Source organism: Amycolatopsis sp. NPDC051102, assembly GCF_040682815.1.
In the GTDB taxonomy this organism is placed as follows: domain Bacteria; phylum Actinomycetota; class Actinomycetes; order Mycobacteriales; family Pseudonocardiaceae; genus Amycolatopsis.
In genome coordinates this window covers 757074-773487 of sequence record NZ_JBFBBT010000002.1, presented here as the reverse complement: position 1 = coordinate 773487, position 16414 = coordinate 757074, and the positions used below count along the sequence as shown (strand labels likewise).

Here is a 16414-nt window from a genome sequence, read left to right as displayed (position 1 = left end):
TCCTCACCGCCTGGTCTCGTAGCGGTTCAGCACCACGCCGCCGGGGAACTTGCGCGACTCGATCAGGTTCAGGTTCACCCAGCCGTCCAGCGCCGTGAAGAAAGGCGTGCCGCCACCCACCAGGACGGGGTGGGTGGCCACGGCGTACTCGTCGATCAGCCCGGCCCGCATGGCCGCCCCGGCGAGCGTGGGGCCGCCGATGGTCATCGGCCCGCCGTCCCCGGCCTTGAGCCGGGTGATCTCGGCGACCGCGTCGCCGGTGACCAGGCGGGTGTTCCAGCCGGCCTCGCCGATCGTCGAGGAGAAGACCACCTTCGGCGTGTCCCGCCAGTTCCGCGCGAACTCGGCCTCCGCCGGGGTGGCGCCGGGCTGCTGGTCGCCGGTCGGCCAGTAGGCGCTCATCGTCTCCCACAGCTTGCGCCCGTACAGCGTCAGTTCGCTCGCCCGTTCGTGGCCGAGCCACCACTGGAACAGCTCGTCGCTCGGCGGCCCGCTCCAGCCGATGTCGTCCCCGGCCGCGGCGATGTAGCCGTCCAGGGTCATGTTCATGCCGAAGATCAGTTTCCGCATCGTGCCAGCCTTCCGTGCGTCGATTTCCCCCATACAGACGGGTGCGGCGCGGAAAGCTGATCGGTGGGCGGTCAACGGGCCGGTGTGAGCAGGTCGGCCAGGCCGAAGGCCGGTCCCGCGGCCGGCAGGGTCGGACGCCAGTCCGGTTCGCGGTTCAGGTAGCTCGCCGGGTCGGCGCGCAGCAGTCCGATGAGGACCTCCGCCACGATGCGGCCGCCGACCGGGCCGAGGCGGTCACCGCCGCCCCGGTGCCCGGCTTCGCCGAGGATGTAGCTCCACAGTGGAGTTCCGTGTGGCCAGGTGTGCTCGTCCGCGGGCAGCGGCGGCACGCCGAGGTGGCGGGCGACGGATTCGCCGCTGGGCAGTGCGGTGAGCTCGCCGCGGAGGAGGTCGCGGACCGCGAGCGAGCGGTGGGCGGCGACGTCGACGGTTCCGGTGAGCTGCTCGGGCAGCGCGATGAGGCTGGCCGGAAGACGGCCGTCGATGCGTTTGGCCCGTTGCGCCGGTGGGTGGCCGGGGAGGTCGAACAGCAGCGCGAGGTCGAGGCGGCGGCCGGCGGGCACCGGCCGGAAGCCGGCGAGGTCGGGGAAGAGCGGGAGGCCGGGGCCGCCGCGGGTGAGCCGGTAGCTGTGGCGGATCTGGCTGTGGCCGTACCGGAAGGCCGCGTGGGAGAACTCCAGCGGGATCCAGGCCTGTCCCGGTGGCGGCGCGAACCACCGGCCGCCCGTCGTGAGCACCTCTTCGACCAGGAGCGGGCCGACGAGCCGGGGCAGGAAGTCGTGCACCACGATCCACTGGTAGTGCCAGGTGAGGGTCTGCCGCGCCCGGTCGAACACCTCGGTCACGTCGTCGTCCCGCAGCCGGTCCACGACGTGGTTGTGTGCCCGTAGCAGCGCGGTGTGCAGGGTCAGCGCGAACAGGTGCGAGTCGTTGCGGGGGTCGCCGATCAGGGCCACGCCCTGCTGGTTGCGGGGCACGTCGCCACCATCGGGACGGCCGAGCAGGAACTTCGCCGGGTCCGCGGAGTCGTACAGGAACGGCGAACCGATGGGGCCGTCGGAGTAGAGCATCTCCAGGTCGAGCCGCGGTGCGCGGGCGTTGCGGAGCGCTCCCGGGTGCCGGTCACCGGTGATGGGCGAGCGGTCGGCGGTGATGTCGTGCGCGATCAGCTGGCCGAAGAACGGCCACCCGGCGGCCCCGGCCGCGTCGTCGCCCGGCCCGGGCGTTGCGCCCGCGTCGCAGATCCCGCCGTGGCCGCCCGCGCGCGCCAGTCGCCGCGGATCGGTGACCAGCGGGGCGAGGCCGGGGAACATGCGCCCGTACCGGCTCGGCCCGGCTTCCGGCTCCGCGAGGGCTGTCACCACGGTCGTCACGGCATACCTCCTGTCCGCCGGGTCTCGTTCGACCCCGGCGCCAGTCCAGACAGGACAGCCCGGCGGCGTGTGACAGTCCGGGCGCGAAATCCGGGGTGTCACAAAACGCGCCGCTGTCCGGTCCTAGCCGGTGTACCCGTTCGTCAAGGAGGTCTTTTCATGGCATTGACCGTGCTGCAGGAGGCGAAACCGCCCTTCGTGCCGGAGGGGGCGCATGCGATGACGATCGTCATCGAGTACCCGCCGGGCGATCCCGGCACCCCGCCGCACCGCCATCCCGGACCGGCCTTCGGCTACGTGCTCGAGGGCGAGATGGTGTTCGAGCTGGAAGGCGAGCCGCCGCGGGTGGTCCGCGCCGGGGAAGCGTTCTGGGAGCCGGGTGGCGATGTCATCCACTACCAGGACGGCAACCACCGTGACGACGTCCCGGTGCGGTTCACCGTGACCATGCTCTGCGAACCGGGCAAGCCGATGGTCGACCTCGTGACCGAGGACGAACTCCGCGCGAAGGGATGGTCGAGGAAGTGAAGATCGCCGTCATCGGCGGGACCGGGCTCATCGGCTCCCGCGTGGTCAAGATCCTGAACCGGAACGGGCACGAAGCCGTCCCGCACTCGCCGTCCACCGGGCTGGACCTGCTCAGCGGGCACGGCCTGCCCGAGGCGCTGGCCGGGGCCGAGGTCGTCGTCAACCTGACGAACTCGCCGACGTTCGACGAGGCCTCGCCCGCGTTCTTCCGGACGACCATGGACAACCTGCTGGCGGCGGCCGCCGCGGCCGGGGCCGGCCACGCCGTCATCCTCTCGATCGTGGGCGCCGACCTGGTGCCGGACCTGGTCTACTACCGCGCCAAGGTGCTGCAGGAGGACATCCTCAAGGCCGGGCCCGTGCCCTACTCGATCGTGCGCGCCACGCAGTTCTTCGAGTTCATGGCCGCGACGATGTCCTGGACCTCCGACGAGCACAGCGTCCGCCTGCCCGCGACGCGCATCCAGCCCATCGCCGCGGATGACGTCGCCCAGGCGGTCGCCGACGTCAGCATGGGCGCTCCGCTGCGGGGCACCCGGGACGTCGCCGGGCCGGAGGTGTTCACCCTCGACGAGCTGGGCCGGATCACCCTGGCCGCCCAGGGTGACCGGCGCCCGGTCGTCACCGACGAGCAGGCCGGCCTGTTCGCGGCCGTCTCCGGCGACGCCCTCATCGCCGGAGACGGGGCCGTCATCGCGAAGACCACCTACCGGGAGTGGCTGGCGCGATGAGGGGACCGGGCCCGCACCGCGGTGCGGGCCCGGTCAACCGCGGTGCCAGCCGGTCAGCTTGGCCGGGTCGAGCACGATCCAGAGCTCGGCGACCCTGGATCCGGCCGTCCGGGCGGCGACGACCGCGACAGCGCGGGAAGCCCGGCGCAGCGCGAGCCCGGCGCGGCCGTTGACGGACTCGACGGTCAGCTCGCCACCTGGTGGCCCACCCAGCGACGTCATCACCAGCCGGATGACGTCCTCCGCACCGTGCACGGGGCCGAATCCGCCGCCGTCACACGTGGCGACGGCATCGGCGTGCAGGACGGCGGCCAGTGCGGTGACGTCCGTCCGGCGGCACGCCTCGGCCAGCCTGCGGATGATCTGGTCATGCCGGTCGAACATGCTCGGTCCAGCCGGACACGGCGGTGTTCTTCGCGGGATTGACCAGCCACAGCACCTGATCGATGCCTTCGGCGGTGGCGCTGACGGTGAGCAGGCCGTACACCGAACCGTTCTGCCGCAGCACCGCGGAGGTCTGCCCGTTGACCTGGACCCACCGCACGTCGATGTCGTCCCAGAACCAGCGGGAGATCGCCAGCAGGAACTTCGCCACCCGCCCCGCGCCCACGACCGGCGTGCGCGCGACGCCCTTGCGGCCGTTGCCGTCGGACAGGCTGGTCACCTCCGGCGTGAACAGCCTTTCGAGCGAAGCCATGTCCCCCGAACGGGCGGCGGCGAGGAACGCGGTCAGCAGTTCCCGCTGCTCGGCCGCGGGCACCGGGGCACGCCGTTCGCCGGCGATGTGCTTGCGGGCCCGGCTGACCAGCTGGCGCACCGCGGATTCGGTCGACGACAGGATGTCGGCGATCTGGGCGTAGGAGTAGTCGAAGGCTTCCCGCAGCACGTAGGCCGCGCGTTCGCCCGGCGTGAGCTTCTCCATCAGCAGCAGGGCCGCGAATTCCAGCGCTTCCCCCCGCTCGGCCCCCAGGTACGGGTCCGCGCTGGTGTCGACCGGTTCGGGCAGCCACGGCCCGACGTAGGTCTCCCGGCGGTTCCGCGCCGACTGCAGGACGTTGATGGCGAGCCGCGTGGTGGTCGTGGCCAGGAACGCCTCCGGGTTGGCCACGGTGGACCGGTCGTAGGCCTGCCAGCGCAGCCAGACCTCCTGCACCAGGTCTTCGGCCTCGGCGACGCTGCTGAGCATGCGGTAGGCGATCCCGAACAGGCGCGGCCGCAGCTGCGTGAACACGGCCGTGGCCGCCTCGAGCTCGTCCGCCCCGCCGAGCTGGGCACTCGCCCCGGAATCCGCCACCGCACGTCCCGTCGTCGTCTCGCGCGCCACTCTAGATCGCCTCCGGGCGCTCATCGACGAGCTTGGTCACTTCGCCGGCGGCGGGTTGAGCGGGAGCCAGTCGGCGAACCGGGTGCCGGCCAGGTGCGCGCCGGGGCCGGGCAGGAGCATGTCCTTGTCCAGCAGGGCGCCGAAGTAGCGCGCTTCCGAGTCGGTGACGACTTCGCGGCGATCGCCGCGGAAGGCCAGCCCGGTGCGGATCAGCTCGTCGAGCCCGAACTGCTCCGGACCGGCCACCTCGACGGTGCCGTTCAGCGGGGTGCCGGCGGCGACCCGGCCGACCGCGGCGGCCACGTCCTCGGCCGCCATGGGCTGGATGCGGGCGTCCGCCAGTCGCACGGTGTTCCCCTCGGTCGCCGACTGGGCGATGCTGCCCACGAACTCGAAGAACTGCGTGGCGTGCACGATCGAGTACGGGCGTCCGGACTCCTTGATGAGCTTCTCCTGCGCGATCTTCGCGCGGAAGTAGCCGCTTTCGGCGAGCCGTTCGGTGCCGACGACCGACAACGCCACGTGGTGCCCGACCCCGGCCTGCTCCCCGGCCGTGAGGAGGTTCCCGGTGGAGGTGCGGAAGAAGTCCAGCACGGCGTCATCGGCGAACGAGGGGGAGTTCGAAACGTCGACCAGCACCTGAGCGCCGGCCAGCACCTCGGCGAGCCCTTCGCCGGTCAGCGTGTTCACACCCGACTCGGGGGACGCGGGGACCGCTTCGTGGCCGTGCGCGGCCAGCTTCCGGACGAGCTTCGAGCCGATGAGCCCGCTGCCGCCGATCACGACGATCTTCATGGGGTGCCTTCCGTCCTGCGTCCCGGCCGCTCCGGGAACGTCGTCCGCAACCAGGACCGGACAGGCGCCCGGTTTGTGACAGCCCGGCTGTCACAAACCGCGATCGCGTCTTGTCCTGGCCGGTGACACCGACCTGACGAACCGGAGCACCGCATGGACACCCGTGGCACCCACGCCATCGACACGATCGACGATCTGCGCCGCCACCTGCAGTGGGCGATCGAACTGGAGCACGCGACGATTCCCCCGTACCTGTGCGCGCTGTACTCGCTGGACCCGGCCCGCAACCCCGAAGCCACCCAGGTCGTGGGCACGGTCCTCGCCGAGGAGATGATCCACCTGGCCCTGGCCGCGAACCTGCTCAACGCGGTCGGCGGCTCGCCGAAGCTCGACACGCCGGAGCTGCTGCCGCCGTACCCGCACCCGCTGCCCCACGGCGACCGGTCCGTGCACGTCCACCTGGCGCCGTTCGGCCCCGAAGCGCTGGAGCTGTTCCTGCGCATCGAGCAGCCCGCGTCGGCGGACGCGCCGCCGCAGAGCGACGAGTACCGCACGATCGGGCAGTTCTACGCCGCCATCGAGCAGGGGTTGCGCACCCTGTGCGACAAGCTGGGGGAGGAGCGGGTCTTCACCGGTGACCCGGCCCGCCAGATCGGCGAGTTCCACCTGCGCGGCGGCGGTGGCGGAGTGCTGCCGGTCCACGACCTGAAGTCCGCGTCGGCCGCGTTGGCGGAGATCGTCGAGCAGGGCGAAGGGGCCGCTCGCACGGACGTGTGGGACGGCGACCACGACGTCTTCCACCCCGACCGGGAAGAGGTCGCGCACTACTACCGGTTCCACGAGCTGAAGGTGGGCCGCCGCTACCGGACCGGCGACACCCCGCAGTCCGGCCCGACCGGCGAGGAAATCGCGGTCGACCTCGACGGGGTGCTGCCGATGCGGCACAACCCGCGGACCGCCGATTACCCCGAGGGCAGCCCCGTCCGCGTCGCGCAGGAGGAGTTCAACCAGACCTACAGCCTGCTCCTCTACCAGCTGGAAGAAGCCTTCACCGGCAACCCGGCCGGGATGACGGACGCGGTCGGCACGATGTTCGGCCTGCGCAAGCAGGGCCTGGCCCTGATGAAGCTGCCCACCGGCGACGGGACGACGACCGCGGGCCCGACCTTCGAGTACGTGCCACCCGAGCACCGGAACTGAAGCGCGGGCCGCCGGGGAACTCGTCGCGGAGACCGGCGGAATTGTTCCATGCGAATTTCGGACAGGGACGGCGGCCGGTTCGAAAGGAAGGAGAATTGGTTCGAACAAATGGGCGTGAGATCATTCCTGGAGGGTGTCGGACAGTACTGTCCGACACCCTCGTGTGCGGGACACATCTGTGCGCTGGATCCCCTGCGCACCAGGGCTTTCGCTGGCCTGGCCGACCGGGCCGGAAGGCTTCGCGATGACGGTTGTGTCTGCCGTCGAGCCTGGTGGAGCCAAATACTCTGAACGGGTGTAATCGATTCGTCTCGTGATAGCTGAACCGAGCTGGTGCGAGTACGCTCCCAGCGGTCTGCAAGCGTTCCGGGGGGAACGTGATCGCCTGGACAATCGGTGAAGAAACCCTCAGGAGGCTCGGTGTGCACGAACACCCCGGCAGTTGCCGCGGCACAGGAAAGCGCGGTGAAGTCAGGTTTCCGGCACCAGGGCTGCCTCTACGGCAGCGACGCCGAGTTCCTCGCGATGGCCGTTCCGTTCGCGGAAGACGGCTTGCGCAGGAGTGAGCCGGTGCTGGTCACCACCACCGCGGCCAACCGCGGCCTGCTGCACACGGTGATGGGCGCGGACGCCGGGCGGATCGCCTTCGCGGAGTCGGACTACTTCGGCCGGCGGCCGGCCCGGCTGGCCGACGCGCTGCACCGCTACTGGGACCGCCACCGGTCCACCGCGCCGACCGGCACGGTCCGCGTCCTCGCCGAACCCGCCCGGGCCGGCGGGTCCGGCGACGAAGCCGCCTGGCAGCGGGCGGAGGCGGCGTTCAACGTGGCGCTGACCGGGACCCGGATCTGGATGATCTGCCCCTACGACACCAGGACGACCGGTCCCGGTGTGGTCGAGGTGGCGCGCCGCGCGCACCCCGAGTACGTCGTGAACGGCGAAATCCGGCCGTCCGCGCAGTTCAGGGCGCCCGAGGAGGCGGGCGGACCCGCCGCGGCCACGCCGTCGCGCGCCGCCGAGGACCCCTTCCGCTTCGAGGGCGACCTCGTCGCCGTGCGCCGTCACGTGCTGGAGCGGGCGAGCGCCCTGCTGCGGTCCGAGGACACCGCGACGCTGCTGGGCATCGCCGTCGGCGAGGCCGTCACCTACCTGATCGAGCACGGCATCGACCGGGCGGCCGTGTGGGTGCGCCCGGCGGCGGGCCGGGTGGTGTGCACGCTGCACAGCGAACGGCCCGTCGACGGCCCGGCGTTCTACGGGCCCCGGGCGGCCGCCCGCCCCGGCACCACGTTGTGGATGACCGACCGGATCTGCGAGTGGCTCGACGTCAGCTCCGACGCGGCCGGCTGCACCATCGAACTGGCCATGCGGGATCGGGCCGCCGGCTGAACCCCGGCCGGGGACACATCTGTCCGTCAGTGCAGCCGCACGTCGCCGAAGCGGTCTTCGACGCGGCGCAGATCGCGCAGCCGGGGCTCGGTCTGCCCGCCGAGCCAGCGGTTCATCGTCTTCGGGGAGACCCCCAGCTCTTCGGCGGCGGCCTCCTTCGTGATCCCGCGGCTGCGCAGTGCTTCGGCCAGCCACTCGGCGAAGCTGGCGGCGGGCGCGTCCGCTCCGGCCGGCCGCGCGGGCACCGGGAGCCGCGCTTCGCTCCGGGACGGGAGCACGTCGAACTCGACGCGCTGGGGATATTTGCGGCAGGAGACCTCGAGCACGCCGGACGGGCCGGCCGCGGCCAGCAGCGCCCGGAGGATCGTGTTGCCCACCTCGCGTTCTTCGGCCTCGGCGAGCGGTGCACCCGCGAGGCACTCCTGGACGAATCCCCGGATTCCCGGAACGGCGGACGGGCGGGCGGGAAAGATCTTCGTGATGATTTCGACCGGCACGACCTCGATCGATTTGCCGGCCGACCGGCCCGCCGATTCCACCACGATCATTGTCCCTTCCGCCGAACGTCCAGTGTAGTCGGCGACGCGATTTCCGGCTGCCCCTCCGGACGCGGCCGGTATTGTCCGCCGTTCGCGAGCAGCTGTGTCCGGAACGCCGGCACGGCAGTCTTGCCGCTGTCGCCGGACGGGTCTACGGTGGGCGTCGCGCGCGGCCCTCGGCCGCGGGGAAGGGTGCCGTCGATGGCCAGGGCTCCGCAGACCGGTAATGGCCCGGCGGACGAATCCGAGAACAACTCACCGACTGTCCATATTCTGTGGATGAATGGCGGGCTCAGCTGTGACGGTGAATCGGTCGCGCTGACCGCGGCCACCCAGCCGAGTATCGAAGAGATCATTCTCGGCGGTCTCCCCGGGCTGCCCGAGGTCGCCATGCACTGGCCGTTCCTCGATTTCCACAGCGGGCCCGACGGGGGTTCCGGCAGCTTCATCGAATGGTGGCACCGCGCGGACCGCGGCGAGCTCGAGCCGTTCATCCTGATCGTCGAGGGTTCGATCGCGGACGAGACGAACAAGGCCGAGGGCTACTGGAGCGGGTTCGGCACCGACCCCGCGACCGGTCAGCCCGTGACGGCGAGCGAGTGGCTCGACCGGCTGGCCCCCAAGGCGATGGCGATCCTGGCCGTCGGCACCTGCGCGAGCTACGGCGGCGTGCACGCCATGGCCGGCAACCCCACCGGCGCCATGGGCGTGCCCGAGTACCTCGGCCGGGACTGGCGGTCGTGGGCCGGGCTGCCCATCGTGTGCGTGCCGGGGTGCCCGGTCCAGCCGGACAACCTCTCGGAGACCATCCTGCACCTGCTGTTCCAGGTGGCCGGGCGGGCACCGCAGATCGACGTCGACGAGGCACTGCGGCCGAAGTGGCTGTTCTCCAACACCGTCCACGAAGGGTGCGACCGGGCCGGGTACTACGAGCAGGACGAGTTCGCCGACCAGCACGGTTCGCCCCAGTGCCTGGTCAAGCTGGGGTGCTGGGGCCAGGTGGTCAAGTGCAACGTGCCCAAGCGGGGCTGGATCAACGGCGTCGGCGGGTGCCCGAACGTCGGGGGCATCTGCATCGGCTGCACCATGCCGGGGTTCCCGGACAAGTTCATGCCGTTCATGGAGGACCCGGCCGCCGCCGGCGGCCCGACGGCCACGAGCAGCGTGTCCGGCTCCGCGATCCGCATCCTGCGGGAGATCCGCACGGCGGCGGACCGGTGAGCGTGCCCGCCGGCCCCGCCGAACGTCTCGGGACAGTTCTGGGCGCCCTGCTCGCCGGTCCGGGCCGCCGGCCCGCCGAAGAGATCGTCCGGCAGCTGACGGACCTCTACGGCGAAGGCCTGACCCGGATCGTCGGCACGCTGCGCGAGCACGCCCCGGCGTCGGTCGGGGCGATCGCCGCCGACGACGTCGTCGGGGACCTGCTGGCGTTGCACGACCTGCACCCCCTCGACACGCCGGCGCGAGTCCGGCGGGCCCTGGACCGGATCCGCCCGCAGGTGGGCGTGGTCGGGTATCTGGGCACCGAAGACGGCGTGGTCCGGCTGAGCCTCGGCGCGAGCCGGGGCTGCTCGTCCGCGGCCCGCGCGACGGTTGAAAACGCGGTCCGGGACGCCGCTCCGGAGCTCACCGGCGTCGAGATCGTCGCCGCCCCGGTGCTGTACCGGATCGGGATGGGACCGGAAGGGAGAGCGTCGTGAGTGTCGACACCGGATCCAGGCCTCCCGCGGCCGCCCGGGACCGGCGTTTCGCGCGGCAGGAGCGGTGCGAGCTCTGCGGGACGCCGGTGGCCGCACGGCACGGCCACCTGGTCGACACCGGCCGCCGCGGCCTGCTGTGCGCGTGCCGCGCGTGCTTCCTGCTGTGCCCGGCCGGGAAAACGCGGTACCGCGCGGTGCCGGAGCGCTACCTGTGGGACCCCCGGCGCCCGATCGCCCGCCTCGACTGGCGCGAGCTCGGGATCCCCGCGCGTTTCGCGTTCTTCGTGCACTGCGGCACCCGTGTCACCGCGTTCCAGCCCGGACCGGCCGGGATGGTCGAGACGACCCTTCCGCCCGGCCTCTGGGCGGAACTCGCCGCGGCGCACCCGCTGCTGGCCACGGCCGAGCCGGACGTCGAAGCGATCGTGTTCCGCGGGCGTGCGTGCGGCACGGACTGCTTCCTCGTGCCCGTCGACGTCTGCTACCGGCTGGCCGGCGCGGTCCGCCGGTACTGGACCGGCGGCGACGGCGGTCCCGAGCTGCACGAACGCGTCGGCGAGCTGTTCGCGGAGATCGAACAGCGGGCACAGCCCCTGTGGTAGCCGTCCTAGCCGGATGGGGTGACTCCGGCGCAGACTGAGCGCGTGCGGGTCGCGGTCCGGGTCGTCGGGGTGGTTCAGGGCGTGGGGTTCCGGCCCTTCGTCCACCAGCTCGCGGTGCGGCTCGGGCTCAGGGGGTTCGTCGGGAACGACGTGCACGGTGTCTTCGCCGAGGTCGAAGGGGCGCCGTCGGGGGTCGACCGCTTCGTCGGCGCGCTCGAGGCCGAAGCGCCGCCCTTGGCCCGGGTCGACGACGTGCAGGTGCGGGAGATCCCCGCCGTGGGCGGGGCCGGGTTCCGGATCGTCGAAAGCCCTCGGGCCGGCGGTGCAGACACGTTGATCTCCGCCGATTCGGCCACCTGTGACGACTGCCTCCGCGAACTCGCCGATCCCGCGGACCGGCGGTTCCGGTACCCCTTCGTCAACTGCACGAACTGCGGCCCGCGGTTCACCATCGTCCGGGGCGTGCCCTACGACCGGCCGCTCACCACCATGGCCGCCTTCGCGATGTGCGCCGAGTGCAAGCAGGAGTACGAGGACCCGGCCGACCGGCGGTTCCACGCCCAGCCCGTCTGCTGCCCGGCCTGCGGGCCCACGTTGCGGTTCGAGCCCGGTGGCGGGGAGCCGATCGCGGCGACCGCCGAAGCCCTGCGCGACGGCGCGATCGTGGCCGTGAAGGGGCTGGGTGGCTACCACCTCGCCGTCGGCGCCCGGCACGAGGAAGCCGCGCGACGGCTCCGGCAGCGCAAGCACCGCGAGGACAAGCCGTTCGCCGTCATGGTCGCCGACCTGGCGCAGGCCCGGGAACTGGCCGACGTCGACGCGGCGGCCGAAGAGGCGCTCAGCGGCCGGCGACGGCCCATCGTGCTGCTGCCGAAGAAGGCGGACCTCGCGGCCGCCGTCGCACCCGGGAACCGGCGGATCGGGCTCATGCTGCCCTACACCCCGCTGCACCACCTGCTGCTGGCGCGGACCGGCCCGATCGTGCTGACCAGCGCGAACGTCTCCGACGAGCCCATCGTGTACCGCGACGAAGACCTCGGCCGCCTGGCACACATCGCCGACGCGTTCCTGACCCACGACCGGCCGATCCACGTCCGCACCGACGACTCCGTGGTGCGCATCGTCGGGAAGAAACCCCAGCTCCAACGGCGTTCGCGAGGCTACGCGCCCGAGCCCGTCACCCTGAAACACCCGGCGCGGAAGCACCTCCTGGGCTGCGGCGCCGAACTCAAGAACACGTTCTGCCTCGCCAAGGGCCGCCACGCCTTCGTCTCGCACCACATCGGCGACCTCGAAAACTACGAGACGCTGACGGCGTTCACCGAGGGGATCGAGCACTTCAAGCACCTCTTCGCCGTCGACCCGGTGCTCGTCGCGCACGACCTGCACCCCGAGTACCTGTCCACGAAATACGCCCAGGAGCTGGACGTCGAGCTGCTCGGCGTCCAGCACCACCACGCCCACATCGCCGCGTGCCTGGCCGACAACGGCGAGGACGGCCCGGTCCTCGGCGTCGCCTTCGACGGCACCGGCTTCGGCCCCGACGGCACCGTCTGGGGCGGTGAGTTCCTCCTCGCCGACCTCGCGAGTTATCGGCGGCTGAGCCACCTCCGGCCGGTCGCCATGCCCGGGGGAGTCATGGCCATCCGGCAGCCGTGGCGGATGGCCGCGTCCTATGTGGACGAACTCGGCCGGCCCGCGCGGGAAGACGTCGTGCGGCTCAAGCGCAGCGGCCTCAACTCACCCCTGACGTCCAGTGCCGGACGGCTCTTCGACGCCGCGGCCGCGCTGCTCGGCGTCCGCGACAGCATCACCTACGAAGGCCAGGCGGCCATCGAGCTGGAACAGCTGGCCGATCCCGCCGAGAAGTCCGCCTACCGGGCCCGCATCGACGACGTCGTCCACGGCGAGGACCTCATCGCCGCTCTCCTGGACGACTCCGGCACGAGGGCGCGGAAAGCCGCGCGGTTCCACAACGGCGTCGCCGACGCGATCGTGCGGACCTGCGACCGCTTCCGCGACCACAGCACGACGGTTGCCCTCTCCGGTGGCGTCTTCCAGAACGTCCTGCTGCTCGACCGGACCGTGGAAGGCCTGGAGCAGCGCGGCTTCCGCGTGCTCACCCACCGGAACGTGCCCACCAACGACGGCGGGATCAGCTTCGGTCAGGTCGCCGTAGCCAGCCGTACCACTCGGTGAGGCCGTCACCGCGGGTCGCGCTGACCTGGAGCAGCGTCGCCGACGAGTTCACGCGCCGGACGTCCCGCTCGAACTCCTCGACGTCGAAGTCGACGTAGGGCAGCAGGTCGACCTTGTTCAGCAGAACGAGATCCGTCGCGGCGAACATGTGCGGGTACTTCAGCGGCTTCCCCGGCCCCTCGGTCACCGACAGGACCACGACCCGCGCCGCCTCGCCGAGGTCGAACAACGCCGGGCAGACCAGGTTGCCGACGTTCTCGATGAACAGCGTCGAGCCGTGCGCGGGCGACAGCGAATGCAGCGCCCGATGCAGCATCGACGCGTCCAGGTGACAGCCGGCGCCGGTGTTGATCTGCACCACCGGCGCGCCGGTGGCCTTGATCCGCTCGGCGTCCAGCAGCGTCTCCTGGTCGCCCTCGATCACCGCACAGGGCACGCCGAGGTCCCGGATGGTCCGCTCCAGCAGTGTCGTCTTGCCGGCGCCGGGCGAGCTCATCAGGTTGATCGCGAAGACACCCGAGTCACATAGGTGCGCGCGGTTGTGCGACGCGAGTTCGTCGTTCTTGGCCAGGATGTCCTGCTCCATGACCACCGTGTGGGCGTGGTCGGTGATCCGGACGGCCGAATCCGAGCAGCCGCAGGTGTCACACATGGCTGACCTCCACCGAGGTGATGCGCAGTTCGCGCCCGGCGAGCACCGCGACGTCGGCGCTGCCGCAGGGACACAGCAGGAGGAAATCGTCGAGGGCGAACTCGTCGCCGCAGTCGCGGCAGCGCGCCCGCCCGGACGGTTCGGCGATGTCCAGCCGGGCGCCTTCGAGCGACGTCCCCGTGCAGAGGACGTCGAAGCAGAACCGGACGCTGTCCGGCACCACGCCGGACAGCCGCCCGATCTCCAGCCGCACGCTCGTCACCGTCGCGTCGCCCAGCTTGGCGACGATCGCGTCGACGACCGACTGCGTGATCGCCATTTCGTGCATTTCAGCAGATCCTCGGCAGGGGGTCCCCGACCAGCAGGTCCACGATCCGGGTGCCGCCGAACGCGGTGTTCAGCAGCACGATCCCGGGCGGGTCGCCGGCGATCCGCCCGATCACGGCGGCGTCCGCCCCGAGCGGGTGCGCGCGCAACGCGGCCAGCGCGTCTTCGGTTTGCGAGCCGTCGACGACGACCACGATCCGGCCTTCGCAGGCGACGTACAGCGGGTCGATGCCGAGCAGTTCCGACGCGCCGCGGACCTCCTCCCGGACCGGGACGGCCTTCTCGTCGACGACCACGGCGACCTCCGCGGCCTTCGCGATTTCGTTGAGGATCGTCGCGACGCCGCCGCGGGTCGCGTCCCGCATCGCGCGCACGCCGGGCACCGCGGCCAGCAGCCCGGCCACCAGCTCGTGCACCGGCGCGGTGTCGGACGCCAGGTCGGCGTCGATGTCGAGCTCGCCGCGGGCCAGCATGATCGTGACGCCGTGGTCGCCGATCGGCCCGGAGACGAGGACGGCGTCTCCGGGCTTCACGGTGGCGACGCCGAGCCCGGTGCGCGTGAGCACCCCGACCCCGGCGGTGTTGATGTAGACGCCGTCGGCCTTGCCGCGCTGGACGACCTTCGTGTCGCCGGTGACGATCTGCACACCGGCCGCTTCGACGGCCGTCTTCATCGAGTCGACGATCTTCAGCAGGTCCTCGACGGGAAAGCCCTCCTCGAGGATGAACCCGGCGGTCAGGTACAGCGGCCGAGCGCCGGAGACGGCGAGGTCGTTGACCGTGCCGTTGACCGCCAGGTCGCCGATGTTCCCACCAGGGAAGAACAGCGGCGAGACGACGTAGGAGTCGGTCGTCAGGGCCAGCCGGGCGTCGCCGATGGTCAGCGACGCCGCGTCCTCCAGCGGCTCGAGCAGCGGGTTGCGGAACGCGTCGAGGAACACGGCCTCGATGAGCGTGTGCGTCGACTTGCCGCCCGCGCCGTGGGACAGCGTGATGCGCTCTTCCCGCACCTTCGCGCGCCGGCGCCGGGCCCGCTCGATGCGGTCGAGGACCTGCTGCTCGCGTTCGGTGGTCGTCATGCGCGGCTCGCCTCCCGGACGCGCTGGCGGCTGAACCGGCCGAAGTTGTAGTACGCCGCGCAGGCGCCTTCGGGGGAGACCATGCACGTCCCGATCGGCGTCTCCGGGGTGCACGCGGTGCCGAACACCTTGCACTCCCACGGCTTCAGCACGCCCTTGAGCACTTCACCGCACTGGCACGCCTTCGGGTCGGCGACGCGCAGGCCGGGGATCTCGAAGATCCGTTCGGCGTCGAACTGCGCGTACTTCTCGCGGATCGCCATCGCCGAGTGCGTGATGAACCCGAGGCCGCGCCACTCGAAGTACGGCCGCAGCTGCATCACCTCGTTGATCACCTGCAACGCCCTGAGGTTGCCGTTCCAGGGGACCACCCGGGAGTACTGGTTCTCGACCTCCGACCGGTTTTCCGACAGCTGGACCATCAACATGTAGATCGACTGCAGGATGTCCAAGGGCTCGAACCCGGCGACGACCACGGGCTTGCCGTAGTCGCGCGCGATGAACTCGTACGGACGGCAGCCGATCACCGTGGAGACGTGCCCCGGCCCGATGAAGCCGTCGAGCCGCAGGTCGGGGGAGTCGAGGATGGCCTTGATCGCCGGGATGATCGTGACGTGGTTGCCGAACACCGAGAAGTTCCCGATGCCCTCGGCGGCCGCGCGCAGCAGCGTCATCGCGGTCGACGGCGTGGTCGTCTCGAACCCGATGGCCATGAACACCACGCGCAGGTCCGGGTTCTGCCGCGCGATCTTCAGCGAGTCCAGCGGCGAGTACACCATCCGGATGTTGGTGCCCTCGGCGTTGGAGTCGAAGAAGTTCCCGCCGGACCCGGGCACGCGCATCATGTCGCCGAAGGACGTCATGAGCACGCCGGGCTGCCGGGCGATGTGGATGGCGTCGTCGATGCGGCCCATCGGGATCACGCACACCGGACAGCCCGGTCCGTGCACCAGCGTGATGTTCTCGGGCAGGTAGTCCTCGAGGCCGTGCTTGTAGATGGTGTGCGTGTGCCCGCCGCAGACCTCCATGAACTTGTAGTGGCGGCCCGGCTCGCACAGCGACGTGATCTTCGCGGACAGCGCCCGCGCCTTCTCGGCGTCGCGGAACTCGTCGACGAAACGCATGGCGACTCCTATTCGATCTGGGATTGCAGCAGCGCGGCCATTTCGTCCTCGTACGCCTTCCCGATGCTTTCGAGGAACTCCAGCGCGGCCGCCGCCTCCGCTTCGTCTATTTTGGACAGTGCGAAGCCGACGTGGATGAGGATCCAGTCGCCCGGCTTCGGCGGATCGTCTTCGAGCAGGCCGATGTTGATCTGCCGCTTGACCCCGCTGACCGAGACCTTCGCGAGGTCCGGCCGCTCCTCGCTGATCTCGATGATCTCGCCCGGTATGCCGAGGCACATG

General features: G+C 71.2%; 19 protein-coding genes. 8 read left to right on the top strand and 11 right to left on the bottom strand.

All coding sequences use genetic code 11. The features are described 5' to 3' along the window. Window positions 1-3: 3 nt before the first annotated feature. Window positions 4-570, bottom strand: coding sequence for a dihydrofolate reductase family protein (locus tag AB0M93_RS09565; protein ID WP_364270223.1), 567 nt, complete (start codon window positions 568-570; stop codon window positions 4-6). Between the two features lie 71 nt (window positions 571-641). Continuing rightward, the gene (locus tag AB0M93_RS09560) at window positions 642-1943 is read right to left on the bottom strand and encodes a peroxidase family protein (RefSeq protein WP_364270221.1); all 1302 of its coding nucleotides are present in this window, start codon (window positions 1941-1943) and stop codon (window positions 642-644) included. Window positions 1944-2102: 159 nt separating this feature from the next. Here AB0M93_RS09560 and AB0M93_RS09555 point away from each other — a divergent pair, with 159 nt between their 5' ends. After that, complete coding sequence (locus AB0M93_RS09555; RefSeq protein WP_364270219.1) at window positions 2103-2471, top strand: cupin domain-containing protein; 369 nt, start codon at window positions 2103-2105, stop codon at window positions 2469-2471. Further along, entirely contained in the window at window positions 2468-3202 is a 735-nt protein-coding gene (locus tag AB0M93_RS09550; RefSeq protein ID WP_364270217.1) for an SDR family oxidoreductase, read from the top strand. The genes AB0M93_RS09555 and AB0M93_RS09550 overlap by 4 nt, the downstream gene beginning before the upstream one ends. 33 nt (window positions 3203-3235) lie before the next feature. On the opposite strand, the gene AB0M93_RS09545 is transcribed toward AB0M93_RS09550, so the two are convergent. The 3 genes from AB0M93_RS09545 to AB0M93_RS09535 all read right to left on the bottom strand — a co-directional run bounded on the left by AB0M93_RS09545 (window position 3236) and on the right by AB0M93_RS09535 (window position 5321). Then, entirely contained in the window at window positions 3236-3586 is a 351-nt protein-coding gene (locus AB0M93_RS09545; protein ID WP_364270215.1) for a hypothetical protein, read from the bottom strand. Continuing rightward, on the bottom strand, window positions 3570-4496 hold the full coding sequence (locus tag AB0M93_RS09540; RefSeq protein ID WP_364270213.1) for an RNA polymerase sigma-70 factor: 927 nt from the start codon (window positions 4494-4496) through the stop codon (window positions 3570-3572). The genes AB0M93_RS09545 and AB0M93_RS09540 overlap by 17 nt, the downstream gene beginning before the upstream one ends. A gap of 66 nt (window positions 4497-4562) precedes the next feature. Next, window positions 4563-5321 (bottom strand): SDR family oxidoreductase, encoded by a 759-nt coding sequence (locus AB0M93_RS09535; protein WP_364270211.1) that lies wholly within the window; start codon window positions 5319-5321, stop codon window positions 4563-4565. Between the two features lie 153 nt (window positions 5322-5474). On the opposite strand from AB0M93_RS09535, the gene AB0M93_RS09530 reads away from it, so the two are divergent. Both AB0M93_RS09530 and AB0M93_RS09525 read left to right on the top strand, forming a co-directional pair. Continuing rightward, complete coding sequence (locus AB0M93_RS09530) at window positions 5475-6521, top strand: ferritin-like protein (RefSeq protein ID WP_364270209.1); 1047 nt, start codon at window positions 5475-5477, stop codon at window positions 6519-6521. Between the two features lie 465 nt (window positions 6522-6986). Continuing rightward, window positions 6987-7910 carry an MEDS domain-containing protein gene (locus tag AB0M93_RS09525; protein ID WP_364270207.1) on the top strand — a complete coding sequence of 308 codons (924 nt, stop codon included), beginning with the start codon at window positions 6987-6989 and terminating at the stop codon, window positions 7908-7910. Window positions 7911-7936: 26 nt separating this feature from the next. On the opposite strand, the gene AB0M93_RS09520 is transcribed toward AB0M93_RS09525, so the two are convergent. Further along, window positions 7937-8458, bottom strand: a complete 522-nt coding sequence (locus AB0M93_RS09520) for a helix-turn-helix transcriptional regulator (protein ID WP_364270205.1) — start codon at window positions 8456-8458, stop codon at window positions 7937-7939. A 192-nt stretch (window positions 8459-8650) separates the two neighbouring features. Here AB0M93_RS09520 and AB0M93_RS09515 point away from each other — a divergent pair, with 192 nt between their 5' ends. From AB0M93_RS09515 to hypF, 4 genes are read left to right on the top strand one after another with little or no spacing between them, the layout of a single operon-like run. After that, the gene (locus tag AB0M93_RS09515; RefSeq protein WP_364270203.1) at window positions 8651-9670 is read left to right on the top strand and encodes a hydrogenase expression protein HypE; all 1020 of its coding nucleotides are present in this window, start codon (window positions 8651-8653) and stop codon (window positions 9668-9670) included. Further along, window positions 9667-10149: a NifU family protein gene (locus AB0M93_RS09510; protein ID WP_364270201.1), complete on the top strand. Its 483-nt coding sequence runs from the start codon at window positions 9667-9669 to the stop codon at window positions 10147-10149. The genes AB0M93_RS09515 and AB0M93_RS09510 overlap by 4 nt, the downstream gene beginning before the upstream one ends. After that, window positions 10146-10751, top strand: a complete 606-nt coding sequence (locus AB0M93_RS09505) for a DUF5947 family protein (protein ID WP_364270199.1) — start codon at window positions 10146-10148, stop codon at window positions 10749-10751. The genes AB0M93_RS09510 and AB0M93_RS09505 overlap by 4 nt, the downstream gene beginning before the upstream one ends. A gap of 42 nt (window positions 10752-10793) precedes the next feature. Next, window positions 10794-12950: a carbamoyltransferase HypF gene (hypF, locus tag AB0M93_RS09500; RefSeq protein WP_364270197.1), complete on the top strand. Its 2157-nt coding sequence runs from the start codon at window positions 10794-10796 to the stop codon at window positions 12948-12950. Here hypF and hypB read toward each other — a convergent pair. Genes hypB through AB0M93_RS09475 form a run of 5 tightly spaced genes read right to left on the bottom strand, consistent with a single transcriptional unit; the run spans window position 12907 to window position 16413 of the window. Then, on the bottom strand, window positions 12907-13602 hold the full coding sequence (gene hypB / locus AB0M93_RS09495) for a hydrogenase nickel incorporation protein HypB (RefSeq protein WP_364270195.1): 696 nt from the start codon (window positions 13600-13602) through the stop codon (window positions 12907-12909). The genes hypF and hypB overlap by 44 nt on opposite strands. Continuing rightward, entirely contained in the window at window positions 13595-13930 is a 336-nt protein-coding gene (locus AB0M93_RS09490) for a hydrogenase maturation nickel metallochaperone HypA (protein WP_364270193.1), read from the bottom strand. The genes hypB and AB0M93_RS09490 overlap by 8 nt, the downstream gene beginning before the upstream one ends. A gap of 1 nt (window position 13931) precedes the next feature. Further along, window positions 13932-15008, bottom strand: a complete 1077-nt coding sequence (hypE, locus tag AB0M93_RS09485; protein ID WP_364270191.1) for a hydrogenase expression/formation protein HypE — start codon at window positions 15006-15008, stop codon at window positions 13932-13934. Further along, window positions 15005-16132, bottom strand: a complete 1128-nt coding sequence (gene hypD, locus AB0M93_RS09480) for a hydrogenase formation protein HypD (protein WP_364270189.1) — start codon at window positions 16130-16132, stop codon at window positions 15005-15007. The genes hypE and hypD overlap by 4 nt, the downstream gene beginning before the upstream one ends. A gap of 8 nt (window positions 16133-16140) precedes the next feature. Continuing rightward, window positions 16141-16413, bottom strand: coding sequence for a HypC/HybG/HupF family hydrogenase formation chaperone (locus AB0M93_RS09475; RefSeq protein ID WP_364270188.1), 273 nt, complete (start codon window positions 16411-16413; stop codon window positions 16141-16143). Between the last annotated feature and the right edge of the window lies 1 nt (window position 16414).